The following is a 19,797-nucleotide window of genomic DNA, read 5'->3' on the forward strand; positions in this document are numbered from 1 at the left end:
TCTAATTAGGCAATGAGTATAAAACTCGAATCGCGCTCCTGAACTCGTGGGCGCATAGTAGCGAGGCGATCCGAATTGATCCGTGAGAGAGATCGCACTAACTATTAACAAATCAGCGTAGGACGTAAATTGAATGACGTTTTCCACGCTAGGTCACATTTGTAACAACATATTTATCAGAAGGCAGTAAGGCATGACGACCACAAGCAGTGTTCAGGTAATTGCTCCACAGACACTCAACACCATGACGTTTCCACTTCATGGCGCGCGTTTAATTGAAGCATCGGCGGGTACAGGTAAAACATTTACCATCGCTGGCTTGTACTTACGCTTACTGCTCGGACACGGCACGGCAGCACCACAAGGTGAGCTTACAGAAGCTACCCGACATCACGAGCCGCTGACAGTAGACCAAATCTTGGTAGTGACCTTTACCGAAGCGGCAACCGCAGAATTGCGAGATCGTATCCGTGCCCGAATCCATGATGCACGCATAGCGTTTGCTCGCGGGCAAAGTGATGACCCAGTGATTGCTCCTTTGTTGCAAGAAATCGAAGACCACGCTAGCGCCGCGAAAACACTGCTCAATGCCGAAAGGCAAATGGATGAAGCAGCGGTCTACACCATTCACGGCTTCTGTCAGCGTATGTTGACTCAAAATGCCTTCGAGTCAGGAAGCCGATTTGATAATGAATTTGTGACCGATGAAAGTCACTTGAAAGCACAAGTGGTTGCTGACTACTGGCGCAAGCAGTTTTACCCGCTACCTATTCAACTGGCTGGTGAGGTTCGTAATATTTGGGGCTCACCGGCTGCGTTATTAGCAGACGTCAATCGTTATCTGACGGGTTCTCCATTGAAGCTAACCGTAGATGCGATGTCGGGTGATTTGCAAACTCTGCATAATCAGAACCTAGATAAAGTGAAGCAACTTAAAGCGCTGTGGTGTGAGTCTGAAGCGGATTTTTTGGCTTTGATCTCTGGTTCGGATGTGAACAAACGTAGTTACACCAAGAAGTCTCTGCCGACATGGTTAGAGGCGGTGACGGCGTGGGCACAAAGTGATACGCACGATTATCAATATCCAGACAAGTTAGAGAAGTTCTCTCAAGCCACTCTAATCGAGAAAACACCGAAAGGCACTGCGCCTCAGCATGCCGTTTTCGAAGCGATTGAAGACTTCTTAAATAACCCAGCCGACTTGAAAGCCCCGTTATTGGCGCATGCGATTACTCACTGTCGAACTATGCTAGCCAAGGCTAAACAGCAAAAGCAGTGGCTATCATTCGATGACTTGTTGACTCAATTATCCGCCTCGATTGATGTCGATGAGCAATCACTGCTGGTGGAAAGAATTCGCACCTTATACCCGGTGGCGATGATCGATGAATTCCAAGATACCGATCCGCTGCAATATAGTATTTTTAGCCGAATCTATCTCGATAATCCGCAGTGCGGCTTGTTTATGATCGGTGACCCGAAGCAGGCTATTTATGGCTTCCGTGGCGCAGATATCTTTACCTACATTAAGGCGAGAAACCAAGTTAGTGCTCACTACACCTTAGGCACTAACTGGCGTTCAAGTGCGGATATGGTCAGTGCAGTAAACCAAGTGTTTATGAATTCGGACAGCCCGTTTATCTACGACCAAGACATTCCATTCTTACCCGTTGCTGCCAGTCCATCGGCCGACAAACGCCAATGGGTGATGAATGGAGAAACTCAGCACGCACTCACCTTCTGGCTACAAGAGGCGGAAGACAAGCCCTTACCGAAAGGCGAGTATCACAAGGCAATGGCTGAGGCGACGGCGAGTCAAATTCAAACCATTCTGACCGCTTCTCAAAACCAACAAGCCTATTTTGATAACGGCAAAAAACAACATGCCGTGAATGCGGGTGATATTGCTGTCTTGGTTAGAACCGGCAGTGAAGGTCGTCTGATCAAGAACGCGCTGTCTGAGCAAGGCATTGCAAGTGTGTATCTGTCGAACCGAGACAGTGTGTTTACCAGCTTGGTCGCGCAAGATATTCAACGCCTGTTACAAGCGGTGCTGACACCTGAAAACGATCGTGCATTGCGCGCGAGTTTAGCCTCTGAGTTGTTTGCTCTGGATGCTGCTTCATTGGATGAACTCAACAACGATGAAGTGGTGTGGGAAAACGTGGTTAACGAGTTTCGTGAGTATCGTAAGTTGTGGCTACAGCGTGGTGTGTTGCCAATGCTGCGCAGCGTGATCAGTAAACGACATCTCGCGGAACGCTTACTGGAAGAAGAAAATGGTGAGCGCTCACTAACCGATTTGATGCACATTGGCGAATTGCTACAACAAGCAAGGCAGGAACTCGACAGTGATTATGGTTTGTTGCGCTGGTTAGCAGAAGCGATCTCAGATGCGCAAAATGGTCTAGGCGGCAGTGAAGATGATATTCAACGTCTTGAATCAGAGAGAAACTTGGTTCAAATCGTTACTATTCATAAGTCGAAAGGTTTGGAATATGACTTAGTATTCTTGCCATTTGTTGCGAGTTACCGAGAAGCTAGTGAAGGAAAATTCTACGACCATGATTCAGATACCACGGTATTGGATATTACGGGTAGTGACAGCGCCTTAGCACAAGCGGATAAAGAGCGACTAGCGGAAGACTTGCGTTTGATTTATGTAGCGCTGACTCGTGCGGTTTATGGCTGTTTCATTGGCATGGCGCCACTGCGTAAAGGGCGTTCAACCAAAGAACCGACAGGCGTGCATTTGAGTGCGATGGGCTATTTGGTTCAAAACGGTCAAGAGCAAGGTATTGCCGAATTACATCAAGCTCTAGCGGCAATTGAAGGAAAAAATTCAAGTGTGCTGTTAGCCGAAACACCAACCGCTCATGAGCAAGTGTTTGTACAAACGGAGCAAGTGAGTGAAGGCTTACATGCTAATGAACTCAAGGCTTCAATCGACCGGGCTTGGCGTATCACCAGTTACTCGGGGCTTGTTAAGCAAGGCAGTCACGGTGCTAGTCATGACGCGACCATTGAGGTGTCTGGCTTTGATATTGACTCGGCTGATGAGCAGGATGAGTCTGAGTTGATTGAACCTGAACGCTCTATCTTTACGTTCCCACGTGGTGCTCGCTCCGGCACTTTCTTGCACACCTTGTTTGAGGAGGTTGAATTTACCGAGCCAGCAACCAGCGAACATAACACGCAAGTAATTACTCACTTATTAGAATCAGAACAATACGAACTAGAGTGGTTACCAGTGCTTCAACAGCTTGTCGATACGGTGCTTAACACCGCATTAGATGGTAAAAACCTAAAGCTGAGTGAGAAAGACTCAACTCAACGATTAGTCGAAATGGAGTTCTTATTGCCGATCGAAGTGTTGGCCGCATCTGAGCTGAATCAAACCATTCAATATCACGATCCGTTATCGGCCAAAGCAGGCGACCTAGGTTTCCTAACCGTGCAAGGCATGCTGAAAGGCTTCATCGATTTGGTGTTCGAGCATCAAGGTAAATACTATGTACTCGACTGGAAATCGAATCATTTAGGTGATGATGTTGCCGTCTACCATGGTGAAGCATTGAAATCGGCGATGGCCGACCACCGCTATGATCTGCAATATCAAATCTATGCATTGGCGCTGCATCGTTTTTTACGCAGTCGTGTGGCGAATTACAGCTACGAGCAACATTTTGGTGGCGTGTATTACTTGTTCTTACGAGGAATGGACGGCCAATCTCAGCAGGGTATTTTCTCAGCGAAACCAACATTGGCTTTACTTGATGAAATGGATCAATTGATTGACGGTAAAGTGATAGACAGACGTTCAGCACAATTGAATGACGATGAAACTGGACAGATGGGGCTTTTATAATGACAACGACGACCACTAATACCAGCATAGAAGCAGCGAACTCTGTAAAGCCAGTTTCACTTATCCCTGAACAGCTCATGGATGTACTCAAGTTCCTTGCAGATAAGGGCTCGATTCGTCAGTTGGATTATCAATTTGCCCGTTTTATTGCTCAACAAGCCACGAGTCACTCTCAAGAAATCGGTTTTCTCGCTGGGGTAGTGAGCCATGAACTAGGCAAAGGACACATTTGTACTCAGCTTATACAAGCTCAAACAGCAGACCTTGCCCAGTTACTCGGTTTGTACGGTGAAACGGCGCTGCAATTGAATAAAAAGTTGTTAGGCATTGACTGGGTGACGGTACTTCAATCGTCAAACCTAGTAGGTACAACCAATGACTGTATTAAGCCGCTGATGTTTGATGGGCAGCGTGTCTACTTACAGCGTTACTGGAACTACGAGGTTGTACTGGCTGATACATTAAACCGTTTAAGCAAGCCTGTAGAATTCAACATTGAACAGAAAAAGGCGCTGACGGAAACACTTAATCAGCTCTTTGCACGCAGCTATCATTTTCTGTTTAACGCTTTAGCGAAGGCTGAAGCAAACCAACAAACGTCTCAGGTACTGCGCCAACAGCTGGTGTGTGATCATCTTGATATCGTCGATGAGCAATCTTTGAATTGGGGGGCGATAGACCAAGCGATTGTTCAAGCCAAGCAAGTGACCGATTTAGATGTACTGGATAGCCTAGTGCCGTTATCTGTCTGTTTGAATTGGCAAAAAGTAGCGGCAGCGGTGGCGTTAAGTCGTCGCTTCGCAGTGATTTCTGGTGGACCGGGTACCGGTAAAACGACCACGGTAACCAAATTGCTGTCGGCTATGGTAGAGCAGTCACTAAGCCAAGGCAAAACACCGACGATCAAGCTGGTGGCACCGACAGGTAAAGCGGCAGCGCGTTTAACTGAGTCGATTGGTAAAGCGATTGAGCAACTGCCTCTGGCGCCGGAAGTAAAAGCCAACATACCAACGGAATCGAGCACCTTACACAGATTACTTGGCGCGATTCCTAATCGAGCAGAATTTAGACATAACCGACGTAATCCACTTCATCTTGATACCTTGGTGGTGGATGAAGCTTCGATGGTCGATCTATCGATGATGTATAAGCTGGTGGATGCACTCCCTGAACATGCAAGGCTGATTCTGCTTGGTGATAAAGATCAGCTGGCTTCCGTTGAAGCTGGCGCAGTGTTAGGTGATATCTGTTCATTCAACTCTGCTGGTTATAGTAGTGCGCAAGGCAACTTGATTGCGGAGATGACAGGCTTTGATGCGATAGCTAAGACACCACAAGCAAAAGCAGGAGCCGTTAATCCTCCGGCAATTGCAGATAGTTTGTGTATGCTGCAGAAGAGTTATCGTTTCGACGCGCGTTCAGGTATTGGGCAGTTGGCAAAAGCAATCAATAACGGCTCTGCTAATCAAGTCGACCAAGTGTTTGCCAAAGGATTTGGCGATATTGAAAATCATCCTCTATCGAGTGACAGCTACAACTTGATGTTGCGTACCTTGGTTAATGAATATGGTGCGTACCTCAACCGAATGAATGTGCCGTTGGAAGAGTTAGAAACTCAAGAAGCGAGAGCCAAATCGGTACTCGATTTGTTCAGCCAATGTCGACTGTTGTGTTCTATTCGTGAAGGTGACTTTGGTGTTAAAGGCCTCAATCACAGAATTGAAAGAGCGCTTGCCGCAAGACGTTTAGTGAATCCGCACAACGATGAACTTTGGTATCACGGGCGACCAGTAATGGTAACGCGTAACGATCATGGCCTGGGCTTATACAATGGTGATATTGGTATCTGTATGCTCGAAGCAGATTCAAACCAATTTGATTCAACTCCTCGCTTGAAGGTTTATTTTGAGTTACCCGATGGCAGCGTGAAAGCGGTGCTACCAAGCCGAGTGCCTGATCATGAAACGGCTTATGCGATGACGATTCACAAATCTCAAGGCAGTGAATTTGATTTGACCTTAATGATCCTTCCGCCAGATTTCAGCCCCATCTTGACGCGAGAGCTTATCTACACAGGTATTACGCGTGCGAAGAAACGACTGATGATGTTCAGTGATACTAATGTATTAAAGCGTGGGATTAAGGTGAAAACAGAGCGAGTGAGTGGTTTAGGGAGTCGCTTAACCAACTAAAGATGATGTCGATGTACGTACAAAGCAACCATCCCTGGTTGCTTTGAGCGTGCTAGGAATCAGTGCCTAAAAACGCTCGAGTAAACGATATGTGGTTTATCTTGTATTTTGCTTGGCAATTCAAAATAAACTCTTTTAGATTCTCGCTCACAGGGAACACGCAGTGTACGTCTAGCCCTTCTAAGAATTGGTTATCAGCCATATCCCAAAAACTTTGCAGCGAGTTACAAACAATGGTTCTCATATCAATGTTGCTCTTTTTGCTGTTTATACTAACGGCAGAGCTACTGCTAGCGTGCTGACCGTTAACGGGTATAGCAATCCGTGCAGTTACCACTCAATAAGTTCGATGTGACTATCGAGATGGTAATTCCTATAAAAACATTTGTTAATATTATTAAAGCGCTTAAATTCTATACAATAATTCGTGTGAGTGAAAGTGCATACTTAATAAATCTCATATAGAAAACGATTACATTTGCAATTATTTTTCTTTTGAACTGAGATTCTAGTCCAAAACTTTATTTACACGTTTAACGCTAAGATCTTTGAGTTGCGTTGATAGTTGTATAACCCCTGTTTTTCCATCGGTAACTCATCCACACCTATCTCGTAAAACCCTTGTTCACGGAACCAATGAAGGCTATGTGTCGTTAAGACAAAAATCTGGTCGATATCGCGAGACTTGGATTGATGACGCATGTAGTCCAGCAATAGTTGTCCACGGTTACCATCACGATAATCAGGGTGGATAGCCACGCACGCCATTTCTGCCATGTGATCTTCCGGATACGCATAGAGCGCTGCACAGCCGATGATCAGTCCGTCTTTTTCAATAATGGTAAAGCGGTGGATCTCTTGTTCTAACTGCTCTCGTGAGCGACGCACGAGAATGCCTTGTTCTTCAAGCGGACGAATAAGATCAAAGATGCCACCAATATCATCAATTTGAGCTTGTCTTACTTGCTCGGCACTCGCCATAACCACTTGGGTTCCAATACCATCGAAAGAGAACAGTTCTTGGATCAGTGCGCCATCCACTTTGTAGCTGATTAAGTGACAACGAGGCACGCCGGCACGACACGCTGAAATGGCACCTTTTAGGAATCGAAGTGTGCCAGTGCTCATGTCTTCGGCAGGGTTTTGAGATTGAGTTAAGCGTTCTAGAATGAGTTTGGCGTCTTTTGGGAAAAGTTCAGCAAGGACATTGCCGTTTTGATCGGTGACCCCTTGCTCAGAGCAAAAGCCAATCAGTTTGTCGGCTTTTAAACGAATGGCCACTTGAGTCGCGACTTCTTCAGAAAGCAGGTTAAAGCTTTCGCCTGTTACAGAACTGGCAATCGGACCAAGCAATACAATAGAGCCTTGGTCGAGTGTGCGATTAATCCCTTCGATATCGATTCGACGGATACGTCCGCTGTGACAGTAATCCGTACCATCATCAACACCCAATGGCTGAGCAGTAATAAAGTTGCCACTCATCACGTTGAGTTGAGTACCCGCCATAGGTGTGTTGTTTAAGCTCATTGAAAGACGAGCTGTAATGGCAAGCTGTAATTGACCCGCGGCCTGCATAGCAACACCCAGAGAATACTCATCGGTGACTCTAATATTCTTGTGATAAGGCGTATGACAATCTTGTTTTGCTAACAGTTGGTTGATCTGCGGTCTTGCGCCATGAACAAGCACAATCTTGACCCCAAGGCTGTGGAGTAGGGCAATATCACTAATAATGTTGCCAAAGTTTCTATCGGCAACGGCTTCGCCTCCCAGCATAATTACCATGGTCTTGCCACGGTGAGCATTTACGTAAGGGGTTGATTGTCTGAAACCTTTTACTAGCGCTGTACTTCTTAATTTCACAGAACAAGTCCATTTTGTTTATTTATTCGATAATTTAGCATTTAAATTCAAATTTAAACAACACCTTTTTGGAATAAAGCGCAAATTATGCTCATCTAGGGTTCATTATATAAACGGTCTCAGTGTAGAATGCGCATAGCATCTTTATGAGTAGTTACCGAATGCAACAAGCTCCAGCAACAAAGAACAAAATCGACGAGATAACCACAGGTCTCTACAGTGAGGCAGAACAACGCAACCAATCTAAGTTTAAGCGTAAGATCATCGAGCGCTGTCTCATGGTTTTGGCTCTGGTCGGTTCGTTTGCGGTAGTGTCACTTTTTGGTGATGTGATCACTCGATTGCAAGATGCAGCAACGCCAAATCACTTGCTTTATGGTACTTGGATTGAACAAGATGTTGCGCATTACGCGACGGATGAGTTTGTGTTGAATGCTAATGGTGTATCAGTGGCGGGTTCTATTGTTGCGACTAACTTTGAGTTTGATGGTAACTACTTTGAATATAAGACGGGCGATCAAACGTATCGTTTCCGCATGACCAATTCCGAGAACACCGAAATGGTGCTTGATTCGGACAGTCACTACAATCCAGTATTTCGCCTTAAAGGCCATATCGATCACTCAGTCCGATAGGTTATCTTATTGTAAACTCTTACAATCTAAGATTGTGTTATCTGACTGTTTTTGTCATCCTCGATGCATAGAATTTTTAGGATGACTCTTGTGATTAAAAAATGGCTTCCCCTTGTTGCCGCCTCTTTACTATTTGGCTGTGCTCAACCCACCGATCTTGCTCAACAACATCTTGATGATGAATTTCCTCGCACCTTAAATAAGGTCGATCAGGTTGAATCCAATAAACCAAGAGACTACACCGCATTCGCTGAACAAGCTGAGATGGTGGTATCTAAATCCCCTTCGATGGCGAAAATCTATGAGCCGCTTTATCAGCAACTCAATGAGTGGGCGCTGCAAAGTGGTGATCCAAGCCAACTAGCAAATTTTGGCGTTCAAACTGCTCAACTTGGTGGTGGCGATAAGCAAGGTAATGTTTTGTTCACGGGCTACTTCTCTCCAGTGATGGAATTGCGCCATGAAGCCAATGAAGAATATCGATTCCCTGTTTATGGGCTTCCTGACTGCGATAAAAATTGCCCAACTCGCGAAGAGATCTACAACGGTGCTCTAGAAGGTCAAGGTCTTGAACTTGGCTACGCTGCTAACCGAATCGACCCATTTATGATGGAAGTGCAAGGCAGTGGCTTTGTGCATTTTGGCGATGATGACACGTTGCAGTATTTCGCTTACGCGGGTAAGAACAATAAGGCTTACGTGAGTATTGGCCGTGTGCTGATCGAACGAGGCTTAGTTCCGCGTGAGAAAATGTCGCTGAAAGCAATCAAAGAGTGGGTACTAGCGAACGAGCCTGAAGTGGTGAAAGAGCTGCTTGAGCAAAACCCGTCTTTCGTATTCTTTAGCGCGAGAGATGACTTATCGGTAATGGGCAGCGCTGGCATTCCACTGTTACCAATGGCCGCAGTTGCGGGAGATCGCTCTATCTTACCGATGGGTACGCCGATTCTGGCTGAAGTGCCACTATTAAATGCAGATGGTACTTGGAGCGGTGTGCACCAACTAAGACTGTTACTGGTTTTAGATACGGGCGGCGCGGTGAAGCAAAACCACTTAGACCTTTACCATGGCATGGGCCCACGAGCAGGTACTGAAGCGGGTCATTACAAGCATTTTGGTCGAGTGTGGAAACTTGGCTTAGATGGCAGCGCGACTGAAGCGCCTTGGGCTTTACCACCTGAAAAGGTCGAGTAAGCGACAATAAAATAGGGCATTGAAAGCGAATCGCTAATCCCCTAGACTTTTTATTCAAGAGTGCGTATAAAACGCACTCTTTTCTTTTTCTCAGAAATAAATTGGCGGCAACAATGCGTGAATTGACCACTCCAGCTTCAGAAAACTATGACCAACGATTCGGTGGCACTCGTCGCCTATATGGCAATAGTGAAGTCGATATACTTAGAGCGGCACATGTGTGTGTGATCGGTATTGGTGGTGTGGGTTCATGGGCGGTTGAAGCGCTTGCTCGTACGGGTTTAGGTGAGCTAACGCTGATCGATATGGACGATGTGTGTGTAACCAACATCAACCGTCAGATCCACGCAATGTCAGGCACGGTTGGTAAGAGCAAAATCGAAGTGATGGCTGAGCGCGTTAAGCTGATTAACCCTGAGTGTAAGGTTAACCTGATTGACGATTTCATCGGCCCAGATAATCAGGCGGAATACCTTTCAAAAGAGTTCGATTTTGTTCTCGATGCGATTGATAGCATGAAAGCTAAGGCTTCGCTGTTGGCGTATTGCCGTAGTAACAAAATCAAAGTGATCACCACTGGTGGCGCGGGTGGTCAAGTAGACCCGACTCAAATCAAAGTGGCTGATCTGACTAAGACGATTCAAGACCCGCTAGCGAAGAAACTGAAAGACACTTTGCGTCGTCACCATAACTTCCCTACAAATCCAGCACGTAAGTTCGGTATCGACTGTGTATTCTCGACAGAACAGCTGAAATACCCGCAAGCTGACGGCAGTGTATGTGCGGCGAAAGCGACAGCCGAAGGTCCCAAACGAATGGATTGTGCGACAGGTTTTGGCGCTGCAACTGTGGTAACCGCGACTTTTGGTTTTGTTGCTGTTTCACGTATCGTAGAAAAGATCATTCAAAAGCACAGTAAGTAACTCGTTACTTTACGCTTACTAAGAATTTACTGGATATAAAAATGAAGTCATTCCCAAGTTCTCCATTCGGCCAAGAAATTACTAGTGATGATATTGTCGCAAAGATGCAGACTTTCAGCGGTTGGGAAGACCGTTATCGCCAAGTGATTCAATGGGGTAAGAAGTTGCCAGTAATGCCTGAGGAACTCAAAAGTGAGCAAGTTGTGGTCTCTGGTTGTGAAAGCCAAGTGTGGCTAGTTTCCCAGAACATCGACGGTGTTTGGTACTTTTGCGCCGATTCAGATGCACGTATTGTGCGCGGCCTTATTGCGTTAGTGATGGCGGCATATGATGGTAAAACATCGGAGCAAGTTCAAGCGTTCGACATTGATGGCTATTTCGCAGAGATTGGCTTGATTACGCATTTGAGCCCTTCAAGAGGAAATGGACTTAAAGCGATTGTTGAGCAGATCAAGAACTTCTCCGCTTAAGCGTCTATCTGTTTGAGATCTCCTTCCTATTTGAGAGTTTCTTCGTTTAAGAACTTCTCCGTACAGATAAGCAAGTGAAAGTATTAAAAAGAAACGGTGCCCAGTGGCACCGTTTTTCGTTTTAGCGGTTAATGGAATAAGTCGATAGAAAATTAGAAGTGGAATTCAGCGCTTACTGAATAGCCATTCTCGATAACTTTTGCTTCGTACATTGTGTATTCAAGAGCAACACGAGCAGGGCCAATCATTACACCCGCACCCACACCGTAGTAAACGTCATTGCTGTCACCTAGGTTACTTTCAAAGTGTCCAATACCTGCACGGCCATAAATATCGAAAATAGTGATTGGCAAAGAAACTTTTGCGCTAGTCAGCCATGCATTCGAGTAAACGTGCTCAAAATCTTTGTGCGTATCGACAAAGTCAGCGTAGCCAGCTTCGATAGAAAGTAGGTCGTTGAATGCGTAACCCAAGTACAAGTTGTATCCGCTATTCTCATCTGTCATATCGATGTTTTCGTTCTCTACTTGGTACTCAGAATACAAGTAGCTTGCACCAATGTATGGATCTGCTGAAGCTTGTTGAGCGGCAGTTAGCATTACTAGAGGAAGAACGATTGTTTTAAGTTTCATTGTGTTGTCTCTATCTAAAAAATTTGTATTTAAAGTGCTATTCCGTCAGCTCTAGGTCACCCATGATAAATGGCGGTTCTTGTTATTAATGGCGATAGTCAGTTTGTTATCTGCGGTTAACAAGAACGGGGTGCATTGTGTCTTTTTTTAGAAATGACTCATCAATGAAGTCTTAGAAATCGATAAAAACGAATAAGATGGATATCAAGAAAATATAAAGTCACTTAATATCAGTATTTTATGTTGAAAGTCTTTGGGCTGAAAAGAGAGCAGTATTTATTGGGGAAGTGGAACTATTCTGGAGGAGGGGACGTCTGGCTCAATTAATTGAACCAGACATTAATATCTTTGGTGGTGATTTAGAGCATATCGACGGCTTTTTCAATAGCTGCAATGAGCTTTTCGACATCATCCATATTGTTGTAAATGCCAAAAGAAATTCGAACGGTTCCTTTTACGTTGAGCGCATCCATTAATGGGTGTGCACAGTGATGACCTGCACGCACGGCAATACCTTGTTGATCTAATAACGTCGTAATATCTTGATGGTGAACGCCATCCATTACAAATGTAATCACACTAGAATTTGATTTGTAACCAAGGATCTGGATGTCGTCCAACTGGATGAGGGCTTGATAGGTTTTCTGTTGTAGCTGGTGGATGTGCTCTTCAACATCTTGTTGGTCAAACTGATGTAACCACTCTATTGCTGTACTCAAAGCAATAGCCCCTGCGACATTAGGTGTACCCGCTTCAAATTTGCCCGGTAGTTCAGAAAACGTGGTGCCAGAAAAAGAGACACGCTCAACCATTTTGCCACCACCATGCCAAGGTGGCATCGCCTCGAGCAATTCAAGTTTGCCGTAAAGCACACCAATACCAGCAGGGGCATAGAGTTTGTGCCCAGAGAATACGTAGAAATCCGCACCTAAAGTAGCGACATCCACTGGCTCATGAACAATGCCTTGCGCGCCATCGACCACAACAATGACATCCATCTTATGGGCTTTCTCGATCACTTGCTCAATCGGTTGGCGAGTACCGGTGACATTGGTTATCTGAGCCAGAGCGACAATCTTAGTTCGTTCTGTTAATAGGGAATCGAATGCATCTAGGTCGAATTCGCAATCTGATGTCATTGGTACTTTGATGACTTTAGCACCGGTTTGTTCAGCCACAATTTGCCAAGGCACGATGTTGGCGTGGTGTTCCATTTCACTGACCAAGATCTCATCACCAGGCTGAAGGGTACTTCTTGCGAACGTTTGAGCAATGAGGTTAAGTGCTTCGGTGGCACCGCGAGTCCAGATAATTTCCTTTGAAGACGTAGCGCCAATAAACTGAGCGACTTTGTCTCTTGCTGCTTCAAACTGACTGGTTGCTTGTGCGGTTAAGCTGTGACTACCGCGGTGAACATTGGCATTTTGCTTAGAGTAATATTGGCTAATAGCATCAATAACCACCTGAGGTTTTTGTGTGGTTGCCGCACTATCTAAGTAAATCAGTGGTTGCTGATTGATGGTTTGTGATAGCGCAGGGAACTGCTCTCGGATGTGATTGATATCAAGCATCTATTCTTACCTAAATCTTGGAAATTGGTGCCAGCATTACGCTGAGCGGTATCGTTATTTTATCGCGACTTGTTAAGCGTTGCTGACTAATCTTGATGATTCCAGCTATTTTCTCGTTCTTTAACCATTGTGAATAGCTTTTGGTTCGTGGGTACTTCTATTTGATGCTTGAGTGCAGTCTTTATAAGGTGTCCGGTAATGAAGTCGATCTCAGTCTTTCTTTGATAAAACATATCTTGCTTCATTGAAGAGTTATTCTGTGCTGTGGCGTGAATAACCTTGTTAACGCTTGCTTCTAACTCATCCAATGAACAAGCAATACTTTCCGCCTGCATTACTTGCGTGAGTTCGTGAACGATGGAATTTAGCGTTTCGCTGAAGCGTTGATCGGCCAGTTCCCCATTCTTGACCTGTTCCAACCCAGTCAGTGGGTTGATGGCACAATTGATGGCGAGCTTAGTCCAAAGCGCAGTTTTTATCTTAGGGTTCCAATTCACGCTTGGTAGGGCGTGTTCCAGAACATCAACCAGAAAAGTGCATTGCTGACCTTTGGGGTTAAAAGCCCCCAGTTGAGTTTGGCCTAACCCTGTGTGAGAGACACTGTTACGGTCGGGTTTAAAAGCTGCTTGGGTGGTGGTCGCCAATACTACCGGATGAGCATCAATTTGAGCGGCTATCTCGTCTACTGCTCCCATTCCGTTGTGCATGAACATGAGAATGGTGTCAGGGTCGAGATATTGAAGTAACGGAGTGGTGGCTTCTTTTACCTGCCAAGCCTTGACCGTGACGATCACTAAGTCACTCGCAGATAGCTTTTCGAGATTGTTGTTACTGAAGGAGAGTGAAGTTTGCTCATCAAGTGATAGGTCTGTAGAGGTGTCAGAAGAACGACTCCACAAAGAGACATTATGACCAGCTTGAAGTAGTTTTATGGCCCACAAAGAACCAATCGCTCCGGGTCCAACAATCGTGATGTTCACAGCAATTCCGAGATAAGAAAGTGATGCTGCAAGGATAGCGAGGCATTAAATGAAAGCAATAAAAAATGGCACCCGAGGGTGCCATTTAGGAAATTTTTCTTAGAAGTTCGTTTAGAACTTGTAAGTTACTGCTAGGTAGTGGCTCACACCTGAAGTTTTACCTGCGAATCCACCGTCTTCTAGACCGTAAATAGTTTCGTAAGCTTTAAGACCGTAACCTACAGCATAACGGTCTGAGTGCCAGTAGATACCGTTAAACATTGCGCCGCCGCTGCTTTCTGCGCTGTACTCGTCTTCCATTGCAAATTGCCAGTCAATGTAACCTTGGTAAGAAATGAATGAACCGTTTTCGAAGAAGTAGAATGGTTTGAACCAGTTAGTCGAGATTTGGAAACCGTTCCAGTCTTTAACGTTTGAATCGTAGTTACCGTAAAGGTTTAAGCCAATTTTGCCTAACCAAGGAACCATTACGTCAGAACCTAGACCGATTTTTTGTTGGTTAACACCAAAAGTAGTGTCAGTTGTGTTAACGCCGTCCCAAGTGATTTCAGAAGCTACGTAAAGTTCTTGAACAGGGCCGAAAGATAGATCTTTACCAGTTAGGCCGTCAAGAGACATACGAGGAGCAAACTTCATGAACATTTTTGCTTGGCTGTCAGCTTTATCGCTACCTGGATCCGAAAGTAGGTTAAATACATCAACATAGCCATATAGGTCGAAGATTCCTGAACGACCGCCAAATTCCATCTCTAGGTAATCATGTGATGATTCACCTGGAAGCTCATCAAATGCACCCATAAGGTTGAATTGCATCCACTTGTAATCGTTTTTGTGGATGTCGCCGTCAGAATAATCTGCTGCCATTACTGGAGCAGAAGTTGCTGCAAGTAGGCCAAGAGTTAAAAGTGATTTACGCATAATGGAACTCTCTATGTTTGAAATAAGTAACCCGCTAATCCGTGCGTGTTTATATGTCCGAATGCCGAGCATCATAGCGATTTTGTTCTCAAATAAAAGTGAGACGGAGTGAAAATTGCAATTATTATAGTGAGGTTGATCACACTAACGATCTAAATGATGGAACTTTAAGGTGGTAATGCATCTTGATGCACCCTGAGTTCTATTGATTTTGTGAAATCTGATTATTTTGTAGATAAATTGGTGAATTGCTGCTCTAAGCAAACGATTATACTAAATAGAGTGATATGCATATCAAAATCAACAGTATTCTTTTCTATGTAGTTTATCCCCAGAAAACGACTAAATCTCTCCTCAGTTAGATCCTCTCTTTGATCTATTTTTAACCAACTCCGTAATGGTGGTGGAATCAATTGATGAACAACTCATGTGATAAGTAATTTGGAATGTGAGCCTTATTACTTTTCCCATCACAGATATTATTGAGACAGTTCACTGCACTAAATACTGAGAGAGAGTATTTGAAGATTTTTTACTGAGCTTATCTTTTGTGTGACGAACTGGTCTAACTTTTTGGAGAGAAGACCGATGAAATATTCACCATTACTAGCGGTAGCAATATCAGCGCTGTTCATTGTCGGGTGTGATGATGACGATGAACCTACCACACAACTTCAAGCTGTTCATGCATCCCCCGATGCTCCTTTGGCTAATGTTATCGTCAACAGTCAGGCTCGATGGACTGGTGTCGATTATGCTCAAGCGTCTGGGTACGCTTCAGTGACAGAAGGGCAGACTTCAGTGCAAGTTGATGTTCAACTTCCCGGAGAGGCTGTCGCAACCGTCATACCTCAAAGCCAATTTAACCTGAGCCAAGACCTCGATTATACGGTGATGGTGGTGGGCGATGCTGATGGTTCCAACAACCCTGTAGAAGCTTTAGTTGTTACTCGTCCTGCTGTGGGCACGGCAACCAGTTCTAGTTTAGATGTGCAAGTGGTTCACGCTGCTACAGGTGTCGGCGATGTAAACTTGTATGTCACAGGTCCTAGCGATCCATTGGGTGCACCGTTGGGGACGTTGGCTTATAAAGATTTTACCGATGTGCTTAATATTCCTGCTGGTCAATATCGTGTGAGACTTGAAACAGTCAGCGGTAGTGCTATTGCGTTTGATTCAGGAGAGATCACACTCTCAGCTGGTAGTGAGTTAACCATTGCAGCCGTACCGAGAGCAGATTCTAATAGTGCTTCACCTGTTAAATTGATGGTAATGGATGGTTCGGGCTCATCTTTAATCTACGATATGGCAGAAACGGCAGAAGTCAGAGTAGGATATTTAGTTGATGGTGCTCCGGATGTAGACCCATTTGTAAATGGTTCGGCTTTTGCGCCTTTAGCCGATTTGATGTTCAAGGAAATCCGAGGATTCATCGATTTGGCTGTCGGAAGCTACGATATTGATATCTTTGCAGATGGTACTACAACCAGTGCACTGATTGATGCAGATGGTGTCGCTGTATTTGCTGGTATGGATTACAGCATCTATGCGGTAGGGACCGTGAGTCCACTGAATCTGGAAGCTTTGGTTGTTCCAGAAAACCGTCGCCCGGTTGCGACCAGTGCAGTATTGAATATTACCCATGCTGCGGCTAATCCAATTGCGGCTTCGGTTGATATTTACTTGACCGAGAATACGGGTATTGCTGGCAGCACTCCTGCGCTGAGTGATGTGAAATTTAAAGATTATGTGAATGGTATTTATGTTGCAGCGGGAACCTATTATGTAACGATTACCGTTGCAGGTGACCCATCAACAATAGCGGTTAATTCAGCACAGGCGATATTAGCTGATGGCGTGGTGTATCAAGTTGTGGCGATTGACGATTCGGCTGGCACAGGCTTCAACCTTATTGTGAGTGATACAACAGACTAGCGTTTACTAAATCATTAGTGACAAAGTAAAAGAGGGTAGCGTGATGCTACCCTCTTTCTATTCTGTCTTCTTTTTCTCTTATTCGTGGTTGGTTTTCGCTTTTTCTAGTAAATCTGTGAAAAAGTGGCGTAACGAATAGAGCATGATCAAACTTGGTATCACCATGAGAGCAGTCAATATAAAGAAGGTTGACCAGTCATTGAGGTAATCAACCAACTCACCGCTGAAGGAAGCCAGTGTGGTGCGACCGAAGTTACCTAAGGATGCGAGTAAGGCATATTGTGTTGCCGAAAAAGCTTGGCCTGTTAATAACGTTAGGAAAGAGACAAACGCAACGGTAGAAAAGGCAGTTGTGAAGTTGTCGACAATGATGGTTGCCAAGAACAAGGTTTCACTCGGGCCAGTCTGAGCGATCCACGCAAACATTAGATTACTTGCCGCCATTGCCACACCGCCGATCATCAGCCCGCGTACAATACCGAATTTCACATTGAAGACACTGCCTACCAAAGTGAAGAATATGGTTGCTCCCCAGCCAATTAACTTGGAGTAATGACCGATCTGCTCGTTACTGAAACCTATCTCTTTATAGAAGGTAATCGACATGCGACCTAGGAAGGCTTCACCTATCTTAAATAGGAACACAAACAGCAATAGAGTAATGGCAACTTGAACGCCGTTTCTTTTGAAGAAATCATAAAATGGTTCAATTACCGTTACACTGAACCAAGCGACAAGCTTTGAGCCGACCACTTTATTGTGGCGCTGTTGTGCTTGCTCTTGTAGGGCTTCACGTCGTGTATTTGGCTCTCCGACACAAAGAGTAAACAGCATTAATACAACAACGACACCTGCCATTCCGTAATACACGCCATTCCAACCGATTGAGTCTGCATTAATAAAGGCAAGGTAGCCTGGTAGAGAATACCCTGTCCACCAACCAATTACGGCCATTGCAGAAGCTTGCGGCAGTTTTGATGCTTCCGATTTTGGGAAGGTATCAATACGAAATGCATCAATCGCGATGTCTTGCGTGGCTGAGGCAATGGCAATAGCAAGCGCCAACATTGAGGTAAACGCCAAATTCTCTGCGGGATTGACGCCTGCGATGAATAAGGTGCCGATCAAAACAATGGTTTGGCAGAAAAAGATCCAACTGCGGCGTTGGCCAAGTATTGCATGAAGCACCGGCAGTTTTACTCGGTCTACCAATGGTGCCCATAAAAAGTTAATCGCATAGACGGCAAACACACTACCAAAGTAGCCGATGGCTGCTCGCGTTAAACCTGCATCTTTTAGCCAACCAGACATGTTGGAGCCAATAAGAACCCATGGGAAGCCGCTCGAACAACCGAGCATAAACACCCAAAGTAGGCGTTTATCAAGGTAGCTGCGGAAAGTCTGCATCCAAGAAAGAGAGGGAGTGCCTGATGACATAGGGCGTCCTTGTATAGAAAAACGCCCTTAAGAAATAAGGGCGTTACATTGGATTACTTAAGAAGGGTCACTTTAGTGATGACGATTGGGTCGACTGGGATGTCTGACATACGGCCCATTCGCTTGGTTGGAATCGTTGCCATCTTTTGAACAACATCAAAACCTTCAGTTACTTTGCCGAATACTGCGTAACCTGGGTTACCGCCTTTTGCGTTCAAGAAATCATTATCAGAGAAGTTAATGAAGAACTGGCGAGTCGCAGAATCTGGCGCATTAGTACGAGCCATAGCGATTGTGGCTGTATCGTTCTTCAAGCCATTGCTGCCTTCATTCTTGATAGGAGCATAAGTTGCTTGTTGATTCATGTCTTGATCGAAGCCGCCACCTTGCGCCATGAAACCAGGAATAACACGGTGGAAGATAGTACCTTCGTAGCTGCCGTCAGCAACGTACTTTAGAAAGTTCTCAGCACTCACCGGTGCTTGCTCTTGGTTAAGCTCGATAGTGAAGTCGCCTAATGTTGTTTCTACGTTCACTTTAGGACCAGCCCAAACGCTCACGCTCACCAGCATTAGAGCAATAGAAGATAAAATGCGACCCATTAGAAACGTTCCTTCATGTAAGTTTGTAGCTCTTGGTCGTTGGCAATCTCTTTCAATACCAAGTTGATTACATCGTTAAGCACCATCGCGATATCATCGTTTGAAGCGCTTAATGCGCCTGTGCGAGTTGCGGTACCGTTGAATGTTTTAACGAGCTTACCTTCCGGTGTCTCAGCCGTTACTTCAAGCGTTACTTTACCGTCCATTTGGTTTTCCATAATGGTGTGCTCTACGGTAACAAGCGCTTCTTGAATCTCTAAAACAATCGAGTTTTCGCTATTTACGCTTGCACGGTAACCTTGAGACTCTAACTGTTGTGCTACAGCGTTCTCTAGAGAAATACGCATGTTCTGCTTAGCGTGAATTGGCTGAATATTTGAACGGCCACTATCAACCAATGCAACGTATTGAGCGGCACGAACATCTTTACTTGTTAGTGTGTATGTTTTGCCTTGTACTAGGTTGCTTGAGCTTAGTGAAGCTTCTGGCATTACATTGATCTGTTCTTGCTGAGGGGCTGAACATGCTGTCAAAGCCATAATAGAAGCAGCCAAAATCAGTTTTTTCATTCCTTTAT

16 protein-coding genes are annotated in these 19,797 nt (G+C 45.0%); 7 read left to right on the forward strand and 9 right to left on the reverse strand.

Features of this window, described 5'->3' with window-relative positions:
• Positions 1–193 precede the first annotated feature (193 nt).
• On the forward strand, positions 194–3,868 hold the full coding sequence (recB, locus tag L0992_03490) for an exodeoxyribonuclease V subunit beta (protein XGB67776.1): 3,675 nt from the start codon (positions 194–196) through the stop codon (positions 3,866–3,868).
• Entirely contained in the window at positions 3,868–6,060 is a 2,193-nt protein-coding gene (gene recD / locus L0992_03495; GenBank protein ID XGB67777.1) for an exodeoxyribonuclease V subunit alpha, read from the forward strand. The genes recB and recD overlap by 1 nt, the downstream gene beginning before the upstream one ends.
• 52 nt (positions 6,061–6,112) lie before the next feature.
• Here the strand turns inward: recD and L0992_03500 are convergent, their stop codons facing one another.
• Together L0992_03500 and argA are read right to left on the reverse strand one after the other, a co-directional pair.
• Complete coding sequence (locus tag L0992_03500) at positions 6,113–6,304, reverse strand: hypothetical protein (protein ID XGB67778.1); 192 nt, start codon at positions 6,302–6,304, stop codon at positions 6,113–6,115.
• A 281-nt stretch (positions 6,305–6,585) separates the two neighbouring features.
• Positions 6,586–7,923: an amino-acid N-acetyltransferase gene (gene argA, locus L0992_03505; protein ID XGB67779.1), complete on the reverse strand. Its 1,338-nt coding sequence runs from the start codon at positions 7,921–7,923 to the stop codon at positions 6,586–6,588.
• 161 nt (positions 7,924–8,084) lie between these two features.
• On the opposite strand from argA, the gene L0992_03510 reads away from it, so the two are divergent.
• From L0992_03510 to csdE, 4 genes are all read left to right on the forward strand, one after another.
• Complete coding sequence (locus L0992_03510; protein ID XGB68683.1) at positions 8,085–8,558, forward strand: DUF2850 domain-containing protein; 474 nt, start codon at positions 8,085–8,087, stop codon at positions 8,556–8,558.
• Between the two features lie 81 nt (positions 8,559–8,639).
• The gene (gene mltA, locus L0992_03515; GenBank protein ID XGB67780.1) at positions 8,640–9,752 is read left to right on the forward strand and encodes a murein transglycosylase A; all 1,113 of its coding nucleotides are present in this window, start codon (positions 8,640–8,642) and stop codon (positions 9,750–9,752) included.
• 113 nt (positions 9,753–9,865) lie between these two features.
• A complete protein-coding gene (gene tcdA, locus L0992_03520; GenBank protein XGB67781.1) occupies positions 9,866–10,675 on the forward strand; it encodes a tRNA cyclic N6-threonylcarbamoyladenosine(37) synthase TcdA in 810 nt (269 codons plus the stop codon).
• Between the two features lie 41 nt (positions 10,676–10,716).
• Positions 10,717–11,145: a cysteine desulfurase sulfur acceptor subunit CsdE gene (gene csdE / locus L0992_03525; GenBank protein XGB67782.1), complete on the forward strand. Its 429-nt coding sequence runs from the start codon at positions 10,717–10,719 to the stop codon at positions 11,143–11,145.
• Between the two features lie 152 nt (positions 11,146–11,297).
• On the opposite strand, the gene L0992_03530 is transcribed toward csdE, so the two are convergent.
• The 4 genes from L0992_03530 to L0992_03545 form a co-directional block, all read right to left on the reverse strand.
• Positions 11,298–11,777, reverse strand: a complete 480-nt coding sequence (locus L0992_03530; GenBank protein ID XGB67783.1) for a porin family protein — start codon at positions 11,775–11,777, stop codon at positions 11,298–11,300.
• A 359-nt stretch (positions 11,778–12,136) separates the two neighbouring features.
• Positions 12,137–13,348 (reverse strand): cysteine desulfurase CsdA, encoded by a 1,212-nt coding sequence (gene csdA, locus L0992_03535; GenBank protein XGB67784.1) that lies wholly within the window; start codon positions 13,346–13,348, stop codon positions 12,137–12,139.
• Between the two features lie 86 nt (positions 13,349–13,434).
• Complete coding sequence (panE, locus tag L0992_03540) at positions 13,435–14,328, reverse strand: 2-dehydropantoate 2-reductase (GenBank protein XGB67785.1); 894 nt, start codon at positions 14,326–14,328, stop codon at positions 13,435–13,437.
• Between the two features lie 111 nt (positions 14,329–14,439).
• Positions 14,440–15,318 (reverse strand): outer membrane protein OmpK, encoded by an 879-nt coding sequence (locus tag L0992_03545; protein ID XGB68684.1) that lies wholly within the window; start codon positions 15,316–15,318, stop codon positions 14,440–14,442.
• A gap of 516 nt (positions 15,319–15,834) precedes the next feature.
• Between L0992_03545 and L0992_03550 the strand changes: the two genes are divergently transcribed.
• The gene (locus L0992_03550; protein ID XGB67786.1) at positions 15,835–17,181 is read left to right on the forward strand and encodes a DUF4397 domain-containing protein; all 1,347 of its coding nucleotides are present in this window, start codon (positions 15,835–15,837) and stop codon (positions 17,179–17,181) included.
• A gap of 78 nt (positions 17,182–17,259) precedes the next feature.
• Here L0992_03550 and L0992_03555 read toward each other — a convergent pair whose 3' ends face one another.
• Genes L0992_03555 through L0992_03565 form a run of 3 tightly spaced genes read right to left on the reverse strand, consistent with a single transcriptional unit; the run spans position 17,260 to position 19,789 of the window.
• A complete protein-coding gene (locus L0992_03555; protein ID XGB67787.1) occupies positions 17,260–18,618 on the reverse strand; it encodes an MFS transporter in 1,359 nt (452 codons plus the stop codon).
• Between the two features lie 53 nt (positions 18,619–18,671).
• Positions 18,672–19,220 carry a peptidylprolyl isomerase gene (locus L0992_03560; protein ID XGB67788.1) on the reverse strand — a complete coding sequence of 183 codons (549 nt, stop codon included), beginning with the start codon at positions 19,218–19,220 and terminating at the stop codon, positions 18,672–18,674.
• A complete protein-coding gene (locus L0992_03565; protein XGB67789.1) occupies positions 19,220–19,789 on the reverse strand; it encodes a YajG family lipoprotein in 570 nt (189 codons plus the stop codon). Before L0992_03565 ends, L0992_03560 begins: the two co-directional genes overlap by 1 nt.
• Positions 19,790–19,797: the final 8 nt, after the last annotated feature.

The organism is Vibrio pomeroyi, assembly GCA_041879425.1.
In the GTDB taxonomy this organism is placed as follows: domain Bacteria; phylum Pseudomonadota; class Gammaproteobacteria; order Enterobacterales; family Vibrionaceae; genus Vibrio; species Vibrio pomeroyi_A.

Excerpts from the sequence above, each read along its gene's own strand:
- L0992_03555 (XGB67787.1), bottom strand. The coding sequence starts at position 18,618 with ATGTCATCAGGCACTCCCTCTCTTTCTTGGATGCAGACTTTCCGCAGC.
- mltA (XGB67780.1), top strand. The coding sequence starts at position 8,640 with ATGACTCTTGTGATTAAAAAATGGCTTCCCCTTGTTGCCGCCTCTTTA.
- L0992_03545 (XGB68684.1), bottom strand. The coding sequence starts at position 15,318 with ATGCTCGGCATTCGGACATATAAACACGCACGGATTAGCGGGTTACTT.
- L0992_03500 (XGB67778.1), bottom strand. The coding sequence starts at position 6,304 with ATGAGAACCATTGTTTGTAACTCGCTGCAAAGTTTTTGGGATATGGCT.
- L0992_03510 (XGB68683.1), top strand. The coding sequence starts at position 8,085 with ATGCAACAAGCTCCAGCAACAAAGAACAAAATCGACGAGATAACCACA.
- L0992_03530 (XGB67783.1), bottom strand. The coding sequence starts at position 11,777 with ATGAAACTTAAAACAATCGTTCTTCCTCTAGTAATGCTAACTGCCGCT.
- L0992_03560 (XGB67788.1), bottom strand. The coding sequence starts at position 19,220 with ATGGGTCGCATTTTATCTTCTATTGCTCTAATGCTGGTGAGCGTGAGC.
- csdE (XGB67782.1), top strand. The coding sequence starts at position 10,717 with ATGAAGTCATTCCCAAGTTCTCCATTCGGCCAAGAAATTACTAGTGAT.
- recD (XGB67777.1), top strand. The coding sequence starts at position 3,868 with ATGACAACGACGACCACTAATACCAGCATAGAAGCAGCGAACTCTGTA.
- L0992_03550 (XGB67786.1), top strand. The coding sequence starts at position 15,835 with ATGAAATATTCACCATTACTAGCGGTAGCAATATCAGCGCTGTTCATT.
- tcdA (XGB67781.1), top strand. The coding sequence starts at position 9,866 with ATGCGTGAATTGACCACTCCAGCTTCAGAAAACTATGACCAACGATTC.
- csdA (XGB67784.1), bottom strand. The coding sequence starts at position 13,348 with ATGCTTGATATCAATCACATCCGAGAGCAGTTCCCTGCGCTATCACAA.
- recB (XGB67776.1), top strand. The coding sequence starts at position 194 with ATGACGACCACAAGCAGTGTTCAGGTAATTGCTCCACAGACACTCAAC.
- L0992_03565 (XGB67789.1), bottom strand. The coding sequence starts at position 19,789 with ATGAAAAAACTGATTTTGGCTGCTTCTATTATGGCTTTGACAGCATGT.